We start from the raw sequence: 20564 nt of genomic DNA, 5'->3' as shown, positions 1-20564 counted from the left end.
AACACAGGCGTGTCTGGCTAGTTAGCGGGGAGAGAATCGGAGGACTCACCCGCGGCGCCCGCTACCGGATCCACCCGCGAGCCCTCGGCGATATAGTCGCTCAGGTCCAGCTGCTCGCAGTCGCTCCAGAGGCGCTCCAGCTCGTAGTAGTCACGCTCCTCACGGTGGAAGACGTGGACGATCAAATCGCCGAAGTCGAGCAGGATCCACCTGCCGCCCTCGCGCCCCTCACGGCGCAGTGTTTTCACGCCGTTCTGGTTTAGCTCGTCCTCAATCTCACGCGCGATCGCTTGCACGTTACGTTCAACATCTCCGCTAACCAGCAGGAAAACATCAGCGAGTGGGAACAGCTCCCCCACCGCGATGGCAATCTGATCGGATCCGTTTAACTTCGCGGCCGCCTTCACGGCGATCTCAAGCTGCTTTTGTGTATTTGCTTCCATGTGTTGTTTAACCAAACAGTCCCTGTGTTGCACCCCAGTAGACAACGCCCGCTGAAATCAGTACGAGCACTCCCCCGGAAACGGCGAACAGCAGTGGCTTCTTGCTCTTATCCCTCGGTGACTTCTCAAACGATGCAGCGCCCTGCGCGTGCTGTGATGACACGGCAGAGAGCGCAGAAACCGGGCTGGTGCCCGAGTCTGCGGTGTGCTCACCGCGGTGATCATCGTCCTCCAGGCCAATAAAGTCCTGCAGGCTGTCGTGTCCGCCAGTCTCGGCGTATGACTTAGGCAGCTGAATACCACCGGAAACATAGATCTGCCCGGTTGCATTGATGGTGCTGGTGATGTCCTGGGTGACAGGGCTTTCCGGCAAAATCAGCGCCGACGCGCTGCTGGTTGAGGCACTGCCCTCATCAGACACCGCCTTGTTAATCAGGTTGTCAAAACCGGTGCCTGTTTTGTGCGGGCTGTTGTCGTCAAAGACGGAACGCTCCTCCTCCAGCGGAGTAATATCCGGGAAGCTGTAGCTGACAGCTGGCTCCTCAGCGGCTGAGTCATCAACGCCGTCAGGGTCCTCATCCGCATCGTCAGCAGAAATCTCGGCGATAACATCGGCCTCATCCGCCGCAATGTCAGCAGACAGCTCCGCGATCTCGTTCTCCGGCAGGTGCTCGTCAGCGCTCTCCACCTCGGCCTCGGCAGTGCTCTGCTTCCACGACAGCCAACCGCGCTTCTTACCGGCTTTACCGGAAACTTCGTCTGCTTCTTCAGCAACACCGTCGAGCACAGCATCAAAATCGCTCTGCACAACGGTCTCATCGTCGGCTACATCATCAGCCTCGGTGAAGAAGGTGCGCGGATCCACATCCGCCGCCGCTTTACCCTCCGCCTCAGCAATCTCCTCCAGCGACAGCGCCTGGGTTGCAGGCAGGTCGGCAGCGAGATCATACTCGGCAGGATCCGCCGCGTCCTCAGCGGCAGGCTCAATAACCGCCTCAACGGCTACCGGCTCAACAACCGGCTCGGCTACAGGCTCGGCTACAGGCTCTGCTGCTGGCGCTGCGGCTGCTGCGCCGGCGAAAGCACTCGCGGCCGGTTTTGGAGCTGGGGCAGCCTCGGCGGCAGGAGCCTCTGGTTCCGGCTCCGGCTCAGGCTCTGACTCAGGCTCTGGCTCTGGAGTTGGCTCTGGTTCTGGCACGGGCTCAGGTTCCGGCTCGGGCTCTGGCTCTGGTTCAGGCTCAGGTTCCGGCTCGGGCTCTGGCTTTGGTTCAGGCTCAGGTTCTGGTTCAGGCTCGGGCTCTGGCGCGGGGGCTGGCTCCGGCTCCTCAATCGGGCCGTGCTCTGCCTCATACTCTGCGAGCAGGCGCTCAAGCTCTGCGTTTCGCAGCTGCCTAATCTCACGACGGGTTAACGGGGTGCCGTCCTCGCTGGTGGTCGGGGTGACCAGGTTTGCAGACAGCTCTGCGAGCACCTGCTCCCGGCGCATCTCTGTTTTAACCTCGGCAGCGTTAAGCACACCAGTGGCAACAGCCTCAGCGTAGACCTCCTCGGATCCGCCCACAACCGCGTTCTTCTCTGCAGCGGCCTGCGCCTCTGCCTCCTGGCGCATCCTGAGTTCTCGCATCTCTCGCCGCGTCAGTGGGCGATCGCTGTTATGCTCTGTCATTCCTCTGCCTTCTCATTCAAATACAAAGAGTGCTTTGCAATATACTGCACTACACCGTCGGGCACCAGATACCAAACCGGATATCCACGGCTCACCCGCTCCCTGCAGTCTGTTGACGAAATCGCCATCGCAGGAACTTCTAATAAACTTACATTGTCTCCTGACAAACCGCTGAGACTAAGCTCATGACCGGGCCTTGACACTGCAATGAAATGTGCCAGATCCCAGATCTTGTCAACGTCTTTCCAACTGAATATCTGCGCAATCGCGTCCGCCCCCGAAATAAAAAAAAGCTCCGCATCGGGGTACTGCTTGCTGAGATCTCGCAGCGTATCAATCGTGTATGTCGGGCCGGAACGGTCAATATCAACGCGGCTCACGGTGAAGCGCGGATTTGACGCGGTCGCGATAACCGTCATCAGGTAGCGATGTTCGCTGTCAGAGACCTGACTCTTGTGCCACGGTTTGCCGGTCGGCACAAAAACAACCTCGTCGAGCTCGAAGCTCTGCGCAACCTCACTGGCTGCGACAAGGTGGCCGTGATGGATGGGATCGAACGTCCCACCCATCACGCCAATACGAGGTTTACGGAAAGTCAACTACACCCTAACGGTGGTGTGGAGCGTGACCGTTAAACTGCTTACGGTACTTCTCTGCTTTTTCGCTGTGTCGGCTAGCAACATCACGGAAACTGAAGGTCACAATCGCAAATGCGACAAAGCCAACGAAGAAGATCAGACCGATAACCTCAGCGGGAATCGGCAGCTCGTTAACTACGTGTGAGTGCTCACCATCGGCAAGAAACTGTCCAACTGCATTCATTTTAGATACAACCTAATTTCTGTATGTTTTAAGACGTCAATAGCCTATTCTACCGCGATTTAACTTCTAGTTTGCCCAGCACCACGCACAAGCCACTTAGTGCTTGTCATTTCCGGCAGCGCCATCGGTCCTCTCGCGTGCAGTTTCTGGGTGGAAATACCGATCTCGGCGCCAAAACCAAACTCGCCGCCGTCGGTGAAACGGGTTGCTGCGTTAACGATCACAGAGGCCGCATCCACCTCGTTTAAGAATCGCTCCGCCCGAGCCACATCCTGAGTCACAATCGCCTCGGTGTGACCGGTAGAAAACTCGTCAATGTGGGCAAGCGCAGCGTCAAACGAGTCAACGATCTTGAGGCCCAGGTTAAGGCTCATGTGCTCAGTCGCCCAGGTCTCAGCGCTCGCCTGCTGCAGCGACGGATCCGCCGCCACCACCCGCTCGCAGCCGAAGACCGTCACACCCGCAGCCCTCAGCGCCGCAACCAGCCCGGCAAGCTGGCCAAGCTCAGCTTCGTGCAAAAGCAGTGTGTCAAGCGCGTTACACACGCTCGGGCGCTGCGCCTTCGAGTTGACGGCGATCTCGACGGCCATTTGCGGATCCGCCCCCGCGTCAATAAACAGGTGCACAACACCCGCACCGGTTTCAATCACCGGCACCTGCGACTCGGCAATAACCGTCTGAATCAGCTCGGAGCTGCCGCGCGGAATCAGCACGTCAACAAAACCGCGAGCCCGCATCAACTGTTTCGCACCCTCACGCCCGTGCATGTCAATCGTCTGCACCGCCTCAGTCGGCAGGCCAGCGCTCGCAAGCGCACGCTGCACAAGCGAAACCAGCACCGCGTTGCTCGCCTCCGCCGCACTGCCGCCGCGCAGCACCACGGCGTTACCGCTTTTAATCGCGAGGGCCGCAATATCAACCGTGACGTTCGGGCGCGCCTCGTAGATTGCACCGATCACACCGAAGGGCACACGCACCTGGGCGAGCTTCAACCCGTTTGGCAGGGTGCTGCCGCGAAGCACCTGACCCACCGGATCCGCCAGCGCAATAACCTCGCGCACAGCGGCCGCAAGCCCCAAAAGACGCTCCTCGGTGAGGGTTAGCCGGTCGATCAGGCCGTCGCTCAGGCCGTTCTCGCGGCCACGCGCAACGTCGATGCCGTTTGCCTTGGTGATCGCGGAAATATTGCCCTCGATCTCGTCAGCAAGCGCGGCCAAAACCCGGTTCTTTTGCGCCGTCGACGCAATCGCGAGCGGCTTTGCTGCCTGTTTCGCTAAAACAAGTTCCTCTTCAACGGTTAATGCTGCCATAAACCTATTCTAGTGGTTGTTGCGGGTGGATCACAGCGCCCGCCCAGCAAAACAGGCTCAGATCGACACGGGTTCAGCTGATGGCGCAAACCAGGTGCCAACATCCTCACCGTCAAGCAGTGAACCGAACAGCTGTGTGTTGGTCAAAACAACCCGCACACCCGCTGCAGCGGCAAGCCTCGCGGCAGCAACCTTCGTTAGCGCACCGCCTGTCCCCCAGCCGCTCTGCGCCTCACCGATTTTAATGTCGCTAAGCTCGTCACCGAACGGCACAAACGGGATCCGCTTAGCCCCCGGCTCCTGCGGCGGCGCGGTGTAGAGCGCGTCAACATCGCTCAACAGAATCAACTGGTCCGCCCGCAAAAGCCTCGCGACCAGCGCGGCGAGCCTGTCGTTATCGCCGAAGCGGATCTCGTGGGTTGCGACCGTATCGTTCTCGTTCACAATCGGCAGCGCCCGCAGCTCCAGCAGCCGGTGCAGGGCGCGTTTCGCGTTCTCTTTGTGGTCGGCGGACTCGAAGTCTGCGGCGGTAAGCAGCACCTGCGCGCCAACAATATCGTGTTTGGTCAGCTCGTTCTGGTATTTGCTGACCAGCAGGTACTGACCGACGGCCGCCGCGGCCTGCTGCGTTGCCAGGTCGGTTGGGCGCTCAGTCAGGCGCATAACCGGCACACCGGTTGAGATCGCGCCGCTGGAAACCAGCACAATCTCGCCGCCGGCTGCGTGCAGCCGAGACAGTTCGGTGACAAGCGGCAGCAGCTGCGACTCGTTCTCGCCGCTGATAGATGAGGAACCAACCTTAACAACGGTGCGTAACCGGGGATTGATTTTGGGCATTTGGGTGCTTTCTGTTGTGTCGGGGGCGGTCAGCCGCCGTGGCAAGCGGTTGCGGGGGCCAAGCTGCGGGGGCGGCAAGCTGCGAGCAGGCTGCTGCCAGTGCGGTCAGCCGCTGCGGACGAGGCTAGTCCTCGTCACTCCACAGTCCCGCTTCACGCTCACGCTCCAGTTCGGCGCGAGCCTCCGCCTTGGCGTCCATCAGATCGTAGTAGTCCTCACGGCGCTGTTTGTTGGTCCGCCGCTCATTACCCTCAAATCTGGCGTCGGTGCCGCGCGCACCAACCTGCACCTCGGCTGCGCTTGTCAGGGTTGGTTCCCAATCGAACACAATCCCCTCGCCCGCACCGATTACCACGGTGGATCCGGCAACCGCGCCCGCTTTCACGAGCGCCTCCTCAACGCCCAGCTTGTTGAGGCGATCCGCCAGATAGCCGACCGCTTCATCGTTGGTGAAGTCGGTTTGCGCAACCCAGCGCTCCGGTTTCGCGCCGATAATCCGGTAAACGTTGCCGTAGCTGCCGCCCTCAACCTTCACCTCAAAGCCAGCCTGCCGGCCAACCGGTTTCGGTTTCAGCACAATCCGCGGCGCCTCAGCGGCCGCAGCGAGTTCAGCAGCGCGAGACTCGGCAACGATCTCGCCGAGCGCGTAGCAGAGCTCCCGCAGCCCCTCACGGCTAACCGTCGAGATCAAGAAAACCCTGTAGCCGCGGGCGGTCAGATCCTGTTTCACAAACTCGGCGAGCTCTCGCGCCTCCGGCACATCAACCTTGTTGAGCGCAACCAGCTGCGGCCGCTCCAAAAGCGGAACCTGCTCGGCGGCAACCGGGTAGGCGGCCAGCTCCTTCAAAATAACATCGAGATCCGATTGTGGATCACGGGTCACCTCGGGTGCTGCGCAGTCGAGCACGTGCAAAAGCACCTTGCAGCGCTCAACGTGGCGGAGAAAATCGAGGCCGAGACCGCGACCGTCGCTCGCGCCCTCAATCAGGCCGGGAACATCGGCAACGGTGAAACGGTGCTCCCCCTGCTCAACAACGCCCAGGTTTGGTTTCAGGGTTGTGAACGGGTAGTCCGCAATCTTTGGTTTTGCCGCGCTAACCGCCGCGATCAGGCTTGACTTACCCGCTGACGGGTAGCCGACGAGCGCAACATCGGCGATGGTTTTCAGCTCCAGGCTGAGATCCCGCACCTCACCCTCTAGGCCGAGCAGCGCAAAACCTGGCGCTTTCCGTTTCGTGTTTGCAAGCGCAGCGTTACCGAGGCCACCCTGACCACCGGCGGCAGCAACAAAGGTATCGCCCGGGTTTGTCAGATCCGCCAGCACTGTCTCGTGCTCGTCTTTCACAACCGTGCCAACCGGCACCTCCAGTGTTAGCGACTCGCCGTGGGCCCCGTTGCGGTGATCACCGGCACCGTATGCGCCGTTCTTGGCGGATCGGTGTGGCCTGCGGTGAAAATCAAGCAGGGTTGTTACCTGCTCGGAGGCGACGAGGATAATATCACCGCCGTTGCCACCGTTACCGCCGTCGGGGCCAGCGAGCGGCTTAAACTTTTCACGCTTCACTGAGACACAGCCGTTACCGCCATTACCGGCTTTGAAGTGCACCTGCACCTGATCTACGAATGCTACCATCTGTCGCTCCCGACTGTGTTTACCGCGTAGATTAGCTTCGCGGCTGTGTGTTTTGAAGTCTGTGCTGCGTTTCCGAGGGTGTTTGCTGTGGCGTCTAGCCTGCTTTAATGAGATGAAAAGACAGCGGAGATAAACAAAAAGGCGAGCCTTTGAGAGCTCGCCTTTTTTAAGTTGTTTGGTTAAGCAGCAACTACGTTAACTACTTTGCGACCACCCTTGGTGCCGAACTCAACCGCACCTGCCGCAAGCGCGAACAGGGTGTCGTCGCCGCCGCGACCAACGTTTGCGCCCGGGTGGAACTTGGTTCCGTGCTGGCGAACGATGATCTCACCAGCGTTAACCTGCTGGCCACCGAAGCGCTTTACACCGAGGTACTGTGGGTTTGAGTCACGACCGTTGCGGGTCGAAGCCGCGCCTTTCTTATGTGCCATGCTTCTACACTCCTTATTGAAGAGACTGTTTAGTTAAGTTTATTTGATGTTGGTGATCTTGAGACGAGTCAGATCCTGGCGGTGACCCTGGCGAGCCTTGTAGCCAGTCTTGTTCTTGTAGCGCTGGATAACGATCTTTGGACCACGCAGATCCTCAACAACCTCAGCGGTTACTGTAACCTTTGCGAGAGCGTCAGCGTCGGTTGTTACCTTATCGCCATCCACGAGCAGAACAGCTGGAAGCTCAACGTTGCCTTTTTCATCGCCTGCAATGCGGTTAACAATGATGGTAGAGCCAACCTCTACCTTCTCCTGACGGCCGCCCGCGCGCACAATAGCGTAAACCATTTGTGACCTTTTCTTAGTGTTGATTCGCGGAATAATCCGCAGGGTTTCTTTCTACAAGCCACGCAGCCTTAAAGCGCAGCTCAAAATTCACCTATAAAGATGAAGCCAAGAACTAATATTAACCGGTTTTAGGGCAACTGGTCAAATAAGCGCCTCAGCGTGTCACCCAACAGGCTGCTGGTTAAGCGGTTAACGCTCCTCCGCTGCCTCGTCGAGCGCGGCGTTTAAATCACCGAGGAAGGAACCATCTTTGCGTGATTTTTTTCGCCCCTCTCCCGGAGCCGGAGCATCAGGCAGGGCACTGAGGATCGATCCGAGCATATCGCCAACCCGCTCCTTCTCAACACCGCGACCAGACTTCTCAATGCCCTCAAGCAGCTGCTTCAGATCGCCGTCCGCCGGCTTCTTCGGCTTGTCCTCCTGCTCCCGCACAACACGGCGCGGTTTGCGTGGGGTGTAGCTTTGCTGCTCACCACGGCCAATGCCGCGCTGCCAGCCAGAACCGAGCACCGCAATATCGGCCTCCCGCTGTGCTGAGGCGGACGCCGCAGCAACCTGGTCGAGGCTGTCAATCACACCGCTCAGCACACTCTCGTCTACCTGGCGTTTCACTGACTCCGCAGCACCAGCAGAGAGCCGGTGGTCAAGCTCCGAGTTAACGATCACTGCCGCTAAATCAGCCGCCAGTGCGGCAGACTTCTGCCGTTTCTCATCGGCGTCACCCGCTGGCGTAGCAGAGCTCACAGCAGCCTGTTCGACGGCTGCGGCATCAACGGCTGCGGTATCAGCGGCTGCGGCAGCCGGCTCAGCTGCGCTCTCGCTCGCGGTCTCCGCTGCCGTCTCGGCAGGTGCCGGTGCGGCGGTGGTGACACGCTTCGTGACGCGACGAGAACCGGCGCGAGTGGATCCACCAGCGGCGCTCTTCGCGGTTTTCGCGTCTGCGTCACCGGCGTCCTTGGTGTCCTTAGCGTCCTGCTTAGCGGCTTTTGCTGTCTGAGCCTTTGCGCCCTGCTTGGCGTTTTTCTTGGTGGATCCTGCAGCATCCGCCGCAGCCGCTTCACCGCTGTCGGAGGTTGCGAGCGTCACATCATCGTCGAGGGTGATGGTTTTCGCCGCAACCTTGGCGAGCATGTTTTTCGCACCGTCATCCAGTTTGTGAGCCTGGGTGGTTTTGGCGTTGTTTTTACGCTTCTTGCCCTGACCGCTCTGCAGCTCTGTCTCAATCACAACGCCGCGGCCTGCGCAGGCGTCGCAGTTGTCGCTGAACGATTCAAGCAGCCCAATGCCGAGCTTCTTACGGGTCATCTGCACAAGACCGAGCGAGGTGACCTCGGCAACCTGGTGCTTGGTGCGGTCCCTGCCCAGGCACTCAATCAGCCTGCGGTGTACAAGGTCGCGGTTTGACTCAAGCACCATGTCAATAAAGTCGATGACGATAATACCGCCGGAGTCACGCAGCCGCAGCTGCCTCACAATCTCCTCGGCAGCCTCCAGGTTATTCTTGGTGACGGTCTCTTCAAGGTTGCCACCGGATCCAACAAACTTACCGGTGTTAACGTCAATTACCGTCATTGCCTCGGTGCGGTCGATAACCAGGGATCCGCCCGACGGCAGCCACACTTTGCGCTCCAGCGCCTTCTGAATCTGCTCGGTGATCCGGTATTTATCGAAGATCTCACGCTCGCCCTCGTAGAGCGAGAGGCGCTCAATCAGATCGGGGGCAACCTGGTCGAGATAGCCCGTGATCCGCTCGAAGGTTTCAGAACCGGAGATCAAAAGCTCCTGGAAGTCCTCATTGAAGACGTCACGCACAATCTTGATCAGCATGTCTGGCTCAGAGTGCAAAAGCAGCGGGCTGTTACTGCCCTTCGCGGCCTTCTTCTGGATACTCTCCCACTGTTTCGTGAGGTGTTTCACATCGCGGGTCAGCTGCTCCTCTGTTGCGCCCTCGGCGGCGGTGCGAACGATCACGCCGGCGCTGTCTGGCACAACCTCCTTCAAAATCTTTTTCAGGCGGGCACGCTCGGTGTCTGGCAGTTTCCGTGAGATACCGTTCATCGCTCCCTCGGGAACGTAAACGAGGAACCTGCCCGGCAGCGAGATCTGGCTTGTCAACCTCGCACCCTTGTGGCCGACCGGATCCTTCGTCACCTGCACAAGCACCGAATCGCCAAGGCTCAGCAGGTTTTCGATCTTACGCTGTGAGTTGGATCCGGTGTACTCTGACCAGTCAACCTCGCCGCTGTAGAGCACCGCGTTGCGGCCGCGCCCGATATCAACGAACGCCGCCTCCATACTCGGCAGCACATTCTGCACCTTACCGAGGTAAACGTTACCGATCAGCGATGCCTCACTGGATTTGGCGACGTAGTGTTCAACGAGGACGTTGTCCTCCAGCACACCGATCTGCACGAGATCCGGCTTGGTGCTGACAACCATTTTCCGGTCGACGGCCTCACGGCGCGCCAAGAACTCTGACTCGGTGACAACGGTGCGACGCCTGCCGGTTTCACGGTTGTCGCGTCGCCGCTGGCGCTTCGCCTCCAGGCGGGTGGATCCTTTCACCCGCTGTGGTTCAGTAACCTGCTGGCGCTCCTCCCGCTTCCCGTAGTCGCCGCGTTCACGCTTGCGTGACCGTTTCTGCTCCGCCTCTGGCTCGTCTGACTCGCCGTTGAAGCGCTGCTGGCGTGGCTCTGCCACATCATACTGGCTCTGCTCACGACCGCGTCCACGCGATTTTGGGCTGAGGTGCCCGAGCCCGTGCAGTTCAAAAAAATCCTCTTGCGCACGGTAATCGCGCTGGCGCCTGGCGCGCGGTGGCACGGGCGGCACATCGGGCGCAACGAACAGGATCCGCTTGGTTGCCGCGAACCGCTCGGCCGGTGTCATCGATTCGTACTCGAGGTGGATCGGCTGCCCAAAGGCGTCGGTCTCGGGAATCTTCACGGCTGGTTTCTCTGCCGCAGCCTCCGCAGCATCGTCCGCAGCGGGATCCGCTGCGCCCTCTGGCTCGGCGCCGTTAGTGTCGGCGCCGTTAGATTCGGTGCCGGTTGCGTCGCGGTTCTCCTCACCGGCGCTGTTTAGTTCTGTGTTTTCCTGCGCGGTTTCAGCCTCTGCGGCAGCATCTGCTGCGCTGTCTGTTTCTTTCTGTTTTTTCACCACTTGGGGTGCACTCCTCTTTTATTCGGTGCTATTCACCGTAAACTCGTTCTGCTTTGCCTGTCGCAGTTTTTAACCACTCGGCCGGACAATCCCCGTATTTTCTGCCGGGTTTATGCCCCAAACTTTTCTTAGAGTTGCATCGATCTTCGATCAACTCACTCAAACTATTATTACACTCTTTAGCTGAAGCGTTTATGTTAAAACACATCTTTTCGGCGTAGAATCCTAGTGTGAAGCAAAACACTCGTAGCTTAAAAAACCGCGGTTTCGCAATCGCCAGCATCCTGCTGGGGGCGGTTGGCTGGTTCGCCTCGTTCGAGCTGGCAACCGAGTACATGAAGAAACTGAAATCCCCCGACTACGTCCCCAACTGTGACTTCAGTATTCTGGTCGCCTGTGGCCCCAACATGGATTCCGCACAGGGCTCCGTTCTCGGCTTCAGCAACACTCTGATCGGGCTTTTCGCCTTCTTCGCCCCGATCTTCGTCGGTTTCGCGCTGCTCGCTGGCGCTAAGTTCGCCAGGTGGTTCTGGCTGGTTTATATCGCGGGTCTCGCGCTCGGCTTCTATTTCGTGTTCTGGCTTGCAACCCAGAGCGTTTTCGTGCTCGGCACTCTCTGCCCCTGGTGCATGGTTGTTTGGACGGTCACTATCCCGCTGTTTATTGTGACGCTTTTGCGAAGTTTCGCAAAGGGCGATGCGGGGGGCGGATCCGGCATCCAGCGTCTCGCGAATGCTCTCTACAGCTGGAGCTGGGTGCTGATCCTCGCCTGCTACCTGTTGATTGCGCTGCTCGCACAGATCGGGGTTGACTGGATCGGCTTTATGCTCGGCAGTTTCTAAGCACCGCCCACTCGGCAGTCTCTAGGGAACGTCTGCTCTGCAGTCTCTAGGCAACCTCTGCTCGGCAGTCTTTCAGCACCTCCGCAACTCGCTCACGCAGCGTGTCGAGGTCGCAAGCGGTGTCAATCACATGGTCGGCGACGGCGGCGCGCTCTTCGTCGCTCGCCTGGTTTGCGATCCTGGCGAGGGCTGTTTTGTTGTCGATGCCGCGCTGTGTTTCGAGCCGCTCTAACCGTGTAGCTAGCGGTGCGGTGAGTGTAACAATCCTGTCCCACTTGCCTTCGTGCTGGCCGGTTTCAACGAGCAGCGGGATCTCGTAGACAACGGTGGCGTGTGGATCCGCCGCGAAAACCCGCTTAAATGCTGCCTGGCTGAGCCGCTGCACCTCGGGATGGAGTATTTTTTCGAGCTGTTTTTTGGCGTCTTCGCTGCCAAAGACGAGGGATCCGAGTTTCGCCCTGTCGAGTTCGCCGGCGGCTGTCAGGTACTCACTGCCGAACGCCTCGATCACTCGGGCAAGCCCTGGGCTTTCAGGGGCGACGGCCTGTTTAGCGAACTGGTCGGCATCGAAAACATGTGCCCCAAGCTCAGCAAACATAGCGAGGACGGTTGATTTGCCGGATCCGATTCCTCCGGTGAGCGCGATCAGTGTCATGACTTAAATCCTATTCGGTTTCACGAGCAACCAAAAAAGGGGAAGATATCCTCTTGGATGATCTTCCCCTTTTTTAGTGCTGGCTATTGCACTCTGGTTTTACCCTGCGACTGTTAGTTGCCCTCAAGCTGTGACTTAAGCGCAGCGAGTGCCTCGTCGTCTGCGAGGGTGCCTGATGAGTCAACCTCGGCGGTGAATGAGGTCTCTTCTGCTGCGTCGTCTGCTGCTGGTGCAGCAGCTGCAGCGGCGAGAGCCTGCGCAACCTGTGCCTTGTGTGACTCCCAGCGAGCCTGTGCAGCAGCGTACTCCTGCTCCCATGCCTCGCGCTGTGACTCGAAGCCTTCTTTCCACTCCTGAGTCTCTGGGTCGAAGCCCTCTGGGTACTTGTATTCGCCGTTCTCGTCGTACTCGGTGGTCATACCGTACAGAGCCGGATCAAACTCGGTGCCCTCTGGATCCACACCCTCGTTTGCCTGCTTGAGGCTGAGTGAGATGCGACGGCGGTCGAGGTCGATGTCGATGATCTTGACGAATACGTCCTGACCGACTGACACAACCTGCTCAGCGAGCTCAACGTGCTGGCCTGACAGCTCTGAGATGTGAACGAGACCCTCGATGCCGTCAGCGACGCGAACGAATGCACCGAATGGCACGAGCTTGGTAACCTTGCCCGGTGCAATCTGGCCGATTGCGTGGGTGCGGGCGAATACCTGCCATGGGTCTTCCTGGGTTGCCTTGAGTGACAGTGAAACGCGCTCACGGTCGGTCTCAACGGAGAGCACCTCAACGGTAACCTCCTGGCCAACCTCAACAACCTCTGAGGCGTGCTCGATGTGCTTCCAGCTGAGCTCTGAAACGTGGACGAGACCGTCAACGCCGCCGAGATCAACGAATGCACCGAAGTTAACGATGGATGAGATAACACCGCGGCGTACCTGGCCTGGCTTCAGCTCAGCAAGGAATGATGAGCGGCTTGCAGACTGGGTCTCCTCCAGCAGAGCGCGACGTGAGAGCACAACGTTGTTGCGGTTCTTGTCGAGCTCGAGGATTTTCGCCTCAACGGTCTGGTTGAGGTATGGGCTGAGGTCGCGAACGCGACGCAGCTCGATGAGGGATGCTGGCAGGAAGCCGCGCAGTCCGATGTCGACGATCAGACCGCCCTTAACAACCTCAATAACGGTTCCCTCAATAACACCGTCGGTGTCTTTGATCTGCTCAACCTGATCCCATGCACGCTCGTACTGTGCGCGCTTCTTAGAAAGAACGAGGCGACCCTCTTTGTCTTCCTTCTGGAGCACCAGAGCCTCAACGCTGTCGCCAACCTGCACAACCTCGGTTGGGTTGATGTCGTGCTTGATTGACAGCTCGCGTGACGGGATAACTCCCTCGCTCTTGAAACCTACGTCGAGGAGCACCTCGTCGTGGTCGATTTTTACAACAGTGCCCTCGATGAGGTCGCCGTCGTTGAAGTTTTTGATTGTCTGCTCGACCGCGGCAGCAAAATCATCTGCTGAGCCAATGTCGTTGAGTGCGACCTGTGGGCTTGCCTTGGTCTTATTAGTTGTCATGAAAATAATCTCCAGAAGGGATTTAATATCGGGGTCGCGCCGAAACTTTCGGACACAACCGGATGGACATAGAACGTTTTTATCACAGATGTGACACTTCAGTGTACCCTATTTTCGCTGTTTTTTCAACGCATACAGGGGGTTAAGAAGGGGTGCCGCCGGGATTAAACCCGGTCGACACCCCATCTCTTGCAGCTGTAGCGCCGGTTACGCAAGCCTCGCTGTAGCGGCTAGGCCGCTCGCACTTCCTTTACTAGCCTGCTCGCCGTTTCAGGAACATCAGCATCAGCGCGCCCCAACCGGCGCCCGCCAGTGCACCGAGCAGCACAATCGCAACGATTATCAGCTCGCTGTTGTCCCCTCCGCTCTGCGGCAGACCGGTTTCGAAGCTCGCCGACTGCTTGCTGCTCGGGATCGCCTTGGTGCCGCCGTTGTTAGCCTGCGCAGCTACCGGGGCAGCGCTGTCGGTCGGCGCAGCAGCAGCTGCCTCCGGTGCTGGGGCCTGATCCGCCGCACGCGGTGACGCCGCACTCACAAGACCGGCTGCCGCGGCCGCTGGAGCAGGTGACTGGGCAGCGTTGCCAGCGCGAAGCGCCGGGATCACGCTGTTTGCGGTCGCGGCTGGGGTCGCCGGTGCAGCACCTGCTGTGCCAGCGGGGGCCGCAGAGCCAGCTGCGGGCACGCTACTACCGGTTCCACCCGGAGCCGGGGTGCTCGGTGCTGGATTAACCGGCGCTGGGTTGGTTGGCGATGGGTTGGTTGGCGATGGGTTAGACGGTGCCGGGGTTGACGGAGCCGGATCAGCAGGCGCAGGTGTTGACGGAGCCGGTGTCGATGGCGCAGGCGTTGACGGCGCTGCGCCGGTTCCCGGCTGCGATCCACCCGGCTCACCAGGCTGCGGCTGTGGCTCAGGCTGCGGCTGCGGCTGCGGCTTCGGGTCTGGCACAGCGGGGACCTCGGCATAAACCGGGGTTGCGGCGGTGAGCTTCTCGGATCCAACCACGAAAATCAGCTCAGCGGGAACGCTCGCCTCCAACTGCCCGGCGGCGTTAACCGCGGTGTAGCGCAGGCTCACCCAGTACTCGCCCGGTTTGTTGAAGCTCCAACCGGCGTGTGCGTGCACCCGGCCGTCAATCTCGAAGCTGCGCGGCTGGCCCTCGGCAGTTCCGAGCAGAAGCTGCGGTGCCTCACCGAGACCGCCCTCGCTGAACAGCGCCATCCGACCCGGTCCGCTAAACTCGAGGATCTCCAGATTGAGGTTGCCCGGAATCTGGTCGCGCCCGATCAGCTCGGTGCTGTAGCCAGGCCACGGCAGACCCGCCTTTTGTGCCTGCGGCAGAATCCAGTTGCTCTTACCCTCGTCGATTATGCCCGCCCACTGCGCAATATTGTGCGGCAGCCGGTTGATAATCGCGTCGTCACTAACTGCGATCGCAACCTCGTCGAGGTAGCGCACAGCAGACCCGTTACCGACTGTGCGGCTGTCGTCGTGCAGTTTCAGCTGCAGGCCGTCACTGTACTCGGCCGCGATGTCCAGGTGACCCTGCTGGATCAGAATCCGATCCCCCCACAGGTAGTGGCTCAGTGGCCCCTGGCCGGTTCCCGGGGTGGATCCGCCAGGCTGCCCTCCGGTGCCAGGCCCTGTGCCGGGTGTGTCACCGCCGGGCTGTGGATCCGTGCCACCCGGCTGGGATGGTGCGCCGCCGGTGTCGCCGCCGGTGCCGTTGCCGTCACCGCTGTCATCGTCGTCACCGTCACCAGAACCGCCCGGTGTTCCCGGGACGGTGCCGCCCGGTTGCCCGCCGTCACCTGGCTGGCCGGAGCCGCCTGGGGTCACGGATCCGCTATCGGCATCGCCGTCAAGCTTGAGCGCACCGCTCACCTCATACGCCTGGCCAGGCTGGTACTCGTCTGTGACGGTGAGAACCAGCGGTTTAACGTTCTGTATCAGCGGGTGTGGCGTGATCCGCAAACCAAGGTGGCCGCCCTCATCGTCACTGTCCCAAGGCTGGGTGATAGTGAACTCGGAGGTGCCGCCCGGATTCCAGGATGTCTCCTGGTTGCTCACATTCTTGTCGGCTCTCTCCTTGCTGTAGAAGGACACATCGCCAACGAAGCCGGTGTTACCGAAGCGGACGGTGATGTCGCGTGAGTCCTCAACGGCTCCCGGGCGGACACTGACGGTCACCGGGATATTCTCGTTGAAGCTCGCCTCGGTTGCCGCGAAATTGTAGCTCGGTGCTGGCTGCTGGGCAGCAATCTCGCCCGCCTCGCTGGTTTCTGCCTCACCAACCGCTGGATCAAACTCCACTGATTCGCTCACCCATCGCACCTCGCCCGCGGTGTCGGCAACAACCACCTGGTAGTTACCGGCGTAGCTGCCGAGCATCTCGGTGAACTGCGCAACACCGTCCGTGACCTTCACCTCGGCGAGGTGGAAGCCGTTAACCGTGAACTTTGCGGTGCCGTCGGTAACACCGGGCACGTCAACTCGCAGCTGCCGCATCTTCCCGGCAACGGTTTTATTAGTTGAGGCGGGGGCTTCACCGATCCGCAGCATGTTGATGTTGGCGGTTTCAAAACGTGTATCGGTCTGGCTGTCCAGCGCAACACCCGGGGTGTTACCGCCAACCTGCCAGAGCAGTGGCTGCTCTTTAGAGGCGAGCAGTTTACCGTCTTTTGTGCGCGCGGTTGCGCGGTAGGTCAGCTCATAGCGGCCGGGCTTCTCAAACACCGTGTAGTTGTGGGTGTGGTTGCCCGGGTTCATCAGATATGAGCTGAAGTGCGGATCGCTGGTGCTGAACATTCTGCGCACCAGGCCGTACTCGTCAATCCCCTCAGTCCAGACGAACAGCTCCGCGCGACCCGGCCCCTTAGCCGACACCAGGTCGAGGGTGAACACGGCGTCGCGGAACTGCTCAACCGGGATGCCCGCGTCCGCCCCGAAACCGGACCAGATGGTTACCGGCTCACCGAGCGTGTTGTAGTCGGCCATGTACCAGTTTTCACCGGACTGGCCCATAAACTGCAGCTCCGGTGAGTCCTCCGGGATTGTGAAGATAAAGTTTTGCCCGCGTCGGTTGTACGCCTCTTTGAAGTGGTTGATGCTCTTTTCGAGCGGCACGATGTCGTGCCCGATCTTCGACTTCAGCGTCAGCGCATCGTTCTCCCAGTGGATCTTGGGACTGTCGACGTGGATTTTGGTCGCGACCGTCAGCTCTTTATCGTCGAGCGCGTACGCGAGAGGGGCGAAGCGGAGTCCAACCCCGGCAAAAGCGATTGCAGCGACTAGAAGAAGCGCTGCAAAGCTAAAGAATCTTTGTTTTTTCAGCAGAGTGGTATTAGTCACAGACTAATGATAATCGTTATCATCTAATTTGCAAAATCTGCATAAAATCAGGGCGGGGTTTCGTGAAAATTACACGATTCCCCGCCCATTTACGGCCATAAACAGCCGCTGGTTACTTGTCGTCTAGCGGATCCGCCTCCCCACCGTGAACGGCCGGTTTCGCGTGCTGCCGCTCCAGCGACGCACCCTCAACGTCGAAGTTTGGCAGGATCCGATCCAGCCAACCCGGGATCCACCACGCTGATTTACCTAGCAGGTGCATAATCGCGGGCAGCAGCAAAAGCCGCACAACGAAGGCGTCGATCAACACACCGAAGGCAAGGCCGAAACCGATCGGGCGGATCATGTTGCTCTCGCTGAAGATGAAGGATCCAAACACCGCGATCATAATGAAAGCCGCCGCGATAACAACCGCCCTGCCCGCCTTCAGCCCGTGCTGCACCGCGTGCCTTGCGCTATCACCGTGCACATACGCCTCCCGCATTCCCGAGCCGATGAACAGCTGGTAGTCCATCGCGAGTCCGAACAGGATCCCGAGCACAAGCGTCGGCAGGAACGCGAGAATCGGCGCCGGCTCGTTAACCCCAAACAGCTGCCCCAGGAAACCGTTCTGGTAGATCGCGGTTATCGCGCCGTAGGTTGCCAGCAACGACAGCACGAAACCACCCGTTGCAAGCAGCGGCACCAGAATCGAACGGAACACAATGATGAGGATCAAAAGCGACAGGCCAACCACGAGCAGCAGGTAGACGGTCAGTGAGTCCTGTAGTTTCTGGGCAACGTCAATCACCGCTGAGGTGTTTCCGGCAACGCCCAAAACCCCGTCAGCCTCAGCTGGTTCAAGCTGGCGCAGTGTGTGCACAAGCTCAGTAGTCTCGGCGGTGTCTGGTCCGCTATCGGGGATAACCTGGAATGCCGCGACGGTGCCGTCTTCACTAACCCCGATCGGGGCGACAGCGCGCACACCGTCCTGCTCGAAGATCTCCCCCGCAACAGACGCCTGCGCCGACAGCGTTGCCTCGCTGGTGGCTGGATCCTCACCCGCTGCCGCCTCCGGAGCGGGCAGTTTCGCAACCGCGAGCAGCTGCCCGTTTGCGCCCTCACCAAACTTTTCGTCAACGATCATGTAGGCACGGTACGCGGTCGAGTCGATCGGCTCTTCTTTACCGGTTGGGAATCCGAGCCGCATTCCGGCTGCCGGGATTGCGACTGTCACGAGCAGGGCAACCGCGGCAACCGCGGTAATAATCGCCCGCCAGGTTGGCATTGGGCGGATCGCGCTGGCCCGCTCCGCTGCTTTCTGCAGCGCCGCTTCCCGCTCTGCCGGGTTCTGTTCGTCGAGTCTTTGTCGCTCTCGCCTTGACAGCGCCCGCATTTTGGCGAGTCCGAGCAGCGCCGGTACGAGGGTGACTGCGAGCAGCACCGCGACGAGCACACAGAACGCCGCAACCGTTCCCATTGTTGCAAGGAACGGCACACCGGTGACGTTCAGTCCGAGCAACGCAATAATCACGGTAATTCCCGCAAACACAACCGCGTTACCGGAGGTGCCGTTTGCAAGCCCGATTGACTCGTAAACCTCGGTGCCGCGGCGCAGCTGTTTCCGGTGCCGGTTGATAATAAACAGTGAGTAGTCGATACCAACCGCAAGCCCCAGCATCACGCCGAGAATCGGGGTCACCGACATCATATCGACAACACCGGAAAGCGACAGCGTGGCGGTGACACCGATTGCAACACCCGTCACAGCGGTTGCGATTGGGATGGTCGCCGGGATTATCGCGCGCATCAGAATCAGCATCACAAGCAGCGCAAGCGCGAGACCAACCAGCTCACCCGAGCCGAGCACTGACGGCACCTCCTGTGTGATTTGGGCGGAGAACTCAGCTGTCACACCCGCCGGCAGGTTGTCGTTGAACGCGTTAATAATGTGCTCTTTCAGGTTCGGGTTTGCCTCGTGCAACTCGCCGCGAACCATCACAGACGCGAGCGCCGCCGTGCTGTCCTCAGAAACCAGGCGGATCTCCCCCGCGTACTCCAGCAGACTGTTTGCGGCCGCGATTTTCTGCTTCCCTGTAGCGAGCTCCAGTTCAGAGTCGGTGAGCTGCTGTTTTGCAGTGTCTAGCTGTGTCCGCTGCTGCTCCAGCGCAGTACCGGCCTCTTCAAGCTGCGTCCGCAGCGCAAGAATCTGTGTCAGCTCGTTGGGGTTTAGTCCGCCAGCGGTCGCCTGGGTTATTGCGTCAGCCAGCTGTTTATTCCCCTCAGCGTGCTGTGCTTCGGCAGCGGCGAGCTGCTGCTCAGCCGCATCAAGCTGCTGTTTACCGGCGGTCAACTGCTCCTCTGCGGTGTCAAGCTGCCGCTGTTTCTCTGCCAGCTCTGCTGCTTTGCCCTCCAGCTGCGCCTGTGTCACAAACGGATCGAGTGTGCCGGTTACGCCCTCAACCTCTGACACCTTGGAGAGGGTCAGCGCGATCCCGTCCCGCTGCTCCTGGTTAAACTCCCCCGAGTCGCTAACCAGCACAACTCCGCCGACACCGTCTGCCGCTTCCGGCAGCGCCTCAGCGAGTTCGTCGGTGACACGCTCGGTCTCGGTTCCCGGGATTGAAACAGACTCGTTCAGCCTGCCGCTGAACGCAAAGAAGGCGGTAACGGTGATCGCTAAAACCAGCAGCCAGCCGATTATCACGAACCACGGCCGGTTCGCGCTGCCGCGTCCTAGCCTGTAGAGCAGCTTTGCCATTGTGTTTTCTCTCTTCCTGTCTGCTGGTTTAGTGGTTTGCTGGGTTAAAGATTTCCGTAGCCGGTGCGGATCCGTTCAAGCGCCGCCCCCATGTGTTCTTCCCACGACCGGTAGCGTTTCTTATCGGACTGTTTGCCGGAGCTTAAATACCAGTGCTCTGCCGCAACCCGGATAGAACTGAACACGATAATTGCAAAGGAGTCCCGGTCTTGAGCGTTAACGCTCGGCACGATCTGGCGCAGCACTGTTGCGAGGCGGATCGCGATCCCCCCGAACGCATAGACGTAAGGCGCCGTAGCCGCATTGTGTTGCCACCACAGCTGTTCGGTTTCAGACATCACAATGTTGTGCAGCACAGCGTCGCAGAACTGTTTGTCGATGAGGTGCGGTTCGATCAGTGTTAAGACAGCATCCAGGCTGTTTAGCGGCGCAGACTCAAGGAGTTTTGTCTCGAACTGTTTAACGAAGTCGTCAATCTGCGCGATACACACCTGTGCACGCAGCTCCTCGAGTGTGCCGAAGTGGTTGAACAGGGACCGCTTTGAAACACCCGCTGCTGCGGCAACGCTCTCAGCACTAAACACCTGTTGCGGATCGCGCATAACCTCCTCGGCGGCGTTTATGATTCGCTGCCGGTTACGTTCCCTGGCTGTTTGGGGTTTCGAGGTAGTCACAAGATTTACACTACATGCAATTTTGCATTAAGTGCAAGTCTTTTTCTGTGGCGTGTTGTGCCGAGCGGCAGGCTGGCAACGGCG

16 protein-coding genes are annotated in these 20564 nt (G+C 59.6%); 1 reads left to right on the top strand and 15 read right to left on the bottom strand.

Annotation, left to right across the window (positions count from 1 at the left end; genetic code table 11):
- Positions 1–17 precede the first annotated feature (17 nt).
- The 10 genes from rsfS to EII30_RS00775 all read right to left on the bottom strand — a co-directional run bounded on the left by rsfS (position 18) and on the right by EII30_RS00775 (position 10652).
- The gene (gene rsfS / locus EII30_RS00820) at positions 18–443 is read right to left on the bottom strand and encodes a ribosome silencing factor (RefSeq protein ID WP_124885428.1); all 426 of its coding nucleotides are present in this window, start codon (positions 441–443) and stop codon (positions 18–20) included.
- A 7-nt stretch (positions 444–450) separates the two neighbouring features.
- Positions 451–2109 carry a hypothetical protein gene (locus EII30_RS08950; protein WP_199731529.1) on the bottom strand — a complete coding sequence of 553 codons (1659 nt, stop codon included), beginning with the start codon at positions 2107–2109 and terminating at the stop codon, positions 451–453.
- Positions 2106–2708: a nicotinate-nucleotide adenylyltransferase gene (gene nadD, locus EII30_RS00810; protein WP_255409806.1), complete on the bottom strand. Its 603-nt coding sequence runs from the start codon at positions 2706–2708 to the stop codon at positions 2106–2108. Before nadD ends, EII30_RS08950 begins: the two co-directional genes overlap by 4 nt.
- A 7-nt stretch (positions 2709–2715) precedes the next feature.
- Positions 2716–2931 (bottom strand): hypothetical protein, encoded by a 216-nt coding sequence (locus EII30_RS00805; RefSeq protein ID WP_124885427.1) that lies wholly within the window; start codon positions 2929–2931, stop codon positions 2716–2718.
- A gap of 59 nt (positions 2932–2990) precedes the next feature.
- Positions 2991–4241 carry a glutamate-5-semialdehyde dehydrogenase gene (locus tag EII30_RS00800; RefSeq protein ID WP_124885426.1) on the bottom strand — a complete coding sequence of 417 codons (1251 nt, stop codon included), beginning with the start codon at positions 4239–4241 and terminating at the stop codon, positions 2991–2993.
- 57 nt (positions 4242–4298) lie between these two features.
- Positions 4299–5078: a glutamate 5-kinase gene (gene proB / locus EII30_RS00795; protein ID WP_124885425.1), complete on the bottom strand. Its 780-nt coding sequence runs from the start codon at positions 5076–5078 to the stop codon at positions 4299–4301.
- Positions 5079–5202: 124 nt separating this feature from the next.
- Positions 5203–6711, bottom strand: coding sequence for a GTPase ObgE (gene obgE / locus EII30_RS00790; protein ID WP_124885424.1), 1509 nt, complete (start codon positions 6709–6711; stop codon positions 5203–5205).
- 179 nt (positions 6712–6890) lie between these two features.
- Positions 6891–7142, bottom strand: coding sequence for a 50S ribosomal protein L27 (rpmA, locus tag EII30_RS00785; protein WP_124885423.1), 252 nt, complete (start codon positions 7140–7142; stop codon positions 6891–6893).
- A 39-nt stretch (positions 7143–7181) separates the two neighbouring features.
- Positions 7182–7490, bottom strand: coding sequence for a 50S ribosomal protein L21 (gene rplU, locus EII30_RS00780; RefSeq protein WP_124885422.1), 309 nt, complete (start codon positions 7488–7490; stop codon positions 7182–7184).
- 189 nt (positions 7491–7679) lie between these two features.
- Positions 7680–10652 carry an Rne/Rng family ribonuclease gene (locus EII30_RS00775; protein WP_233569218.1) on the bottom strand — a complete coding sequence of 991 codons (2973 nt, stop codon included), beginning with the start codon at positions 10650–10652 and terminating at the stop codon, positions 7680–7682.
- A gap of 230 nt (positions 10653–10882) precedes the next feature.
- Here EII30_RS00775 and EII30_RS00770 point away from each other — a divergent pair, with 230 nt between their 5' ends.
- The gene (locus EII30_RS00770; protein ID WP_124885421.1) at positions 10883–11494 is read left to right on the top strand and encodes a vitamin K epoxide reductase family protein; all 612 of its coding nucleotides are present in this window, start codon (positions 10883–10885) and stop codon (positions 11492–11494) included.
- Positions 11495–11540: 46 nt separating this feature from the next.
- Here EII30_RS00770 and coaE read toward each other — a convergent pair whose 3' ends face one another.
- From coaE to EII30_RS00745, 5 genes are all read right to left on the bottom strand, one after another.
- Positions 11541–12149, bottom strand: a complete 609-nt coding sequence (coaE, locus tag EII30_RS00765) for a dephospho-CoA kinase (RefSeq protein WP_124885420.1) — start codon at positions 12147–12149, stop codon at positions 11541–11543.
- Positions 12150–12262: 113 nt separating this feature from the next.
- The gene (gene rpsA, locus EII30_RS00760; RefSeq protein ID WP_124885419.1) at positions 12263–13717 is read right to left on the bottom strand and encodes a 30S ribosomal protein S1; all 1455 of its coding nucleotides are present in this window, start codon (positions 13715–13717) and stop codon (positions 12263–12265) included.
- Positions 13718–13970: 253 nt separating this feature from the next.
- Positions 13971–17066 (bottom strand): choice-of-anchor M domain-containing protein, encoded by a 3096-nt coding sequence (locus EII30_RS00755; protein WP_124885418.1) that lies wholly within the window; start codon positions 17064–17066, stop codon positions 13971–13973.
- A 112-nt stretch (positions 17067–17178) separates the two neighbouring features.
- On the bottom strand, positions 17179–19806 hold the full coding sequence (locus tag EII30_RS00750; protein WP_124885417.1) for an MMPL family transporter: 2628 nt from the start codon (positions 19804–19806) through the stop codon (positions 17179–17181).
- Between the two features lie 44 nt (positions 19807–19850).
- Positions 19851–20480: a TetR/AcrR family transcriptional regulator gene (locus tag EII30_RS00745; RefSeq protein ID WP_124885416.1), complete on the bottom strand. Its 630-nt coding sequence runs from the start codon at positions 20478–20480 to the stop codon at positions 19851–19853.
- Between the last annotated feature and the right edge of the window lie 84 nt (positions 20481–20564).

It is taken from the genome of Leucobacter sp. OH1287, from assembly GCF_003859945.1.
Taxonomy (GTDB): domain Bacteria; phylum Actinomycetota; class Actinomycetes; order Actinomycetales; family Microbacteriaceae; genus Canibacter.
This window is presented reverse-complemented; position numbering and strand designations above follow the sequence as displayed.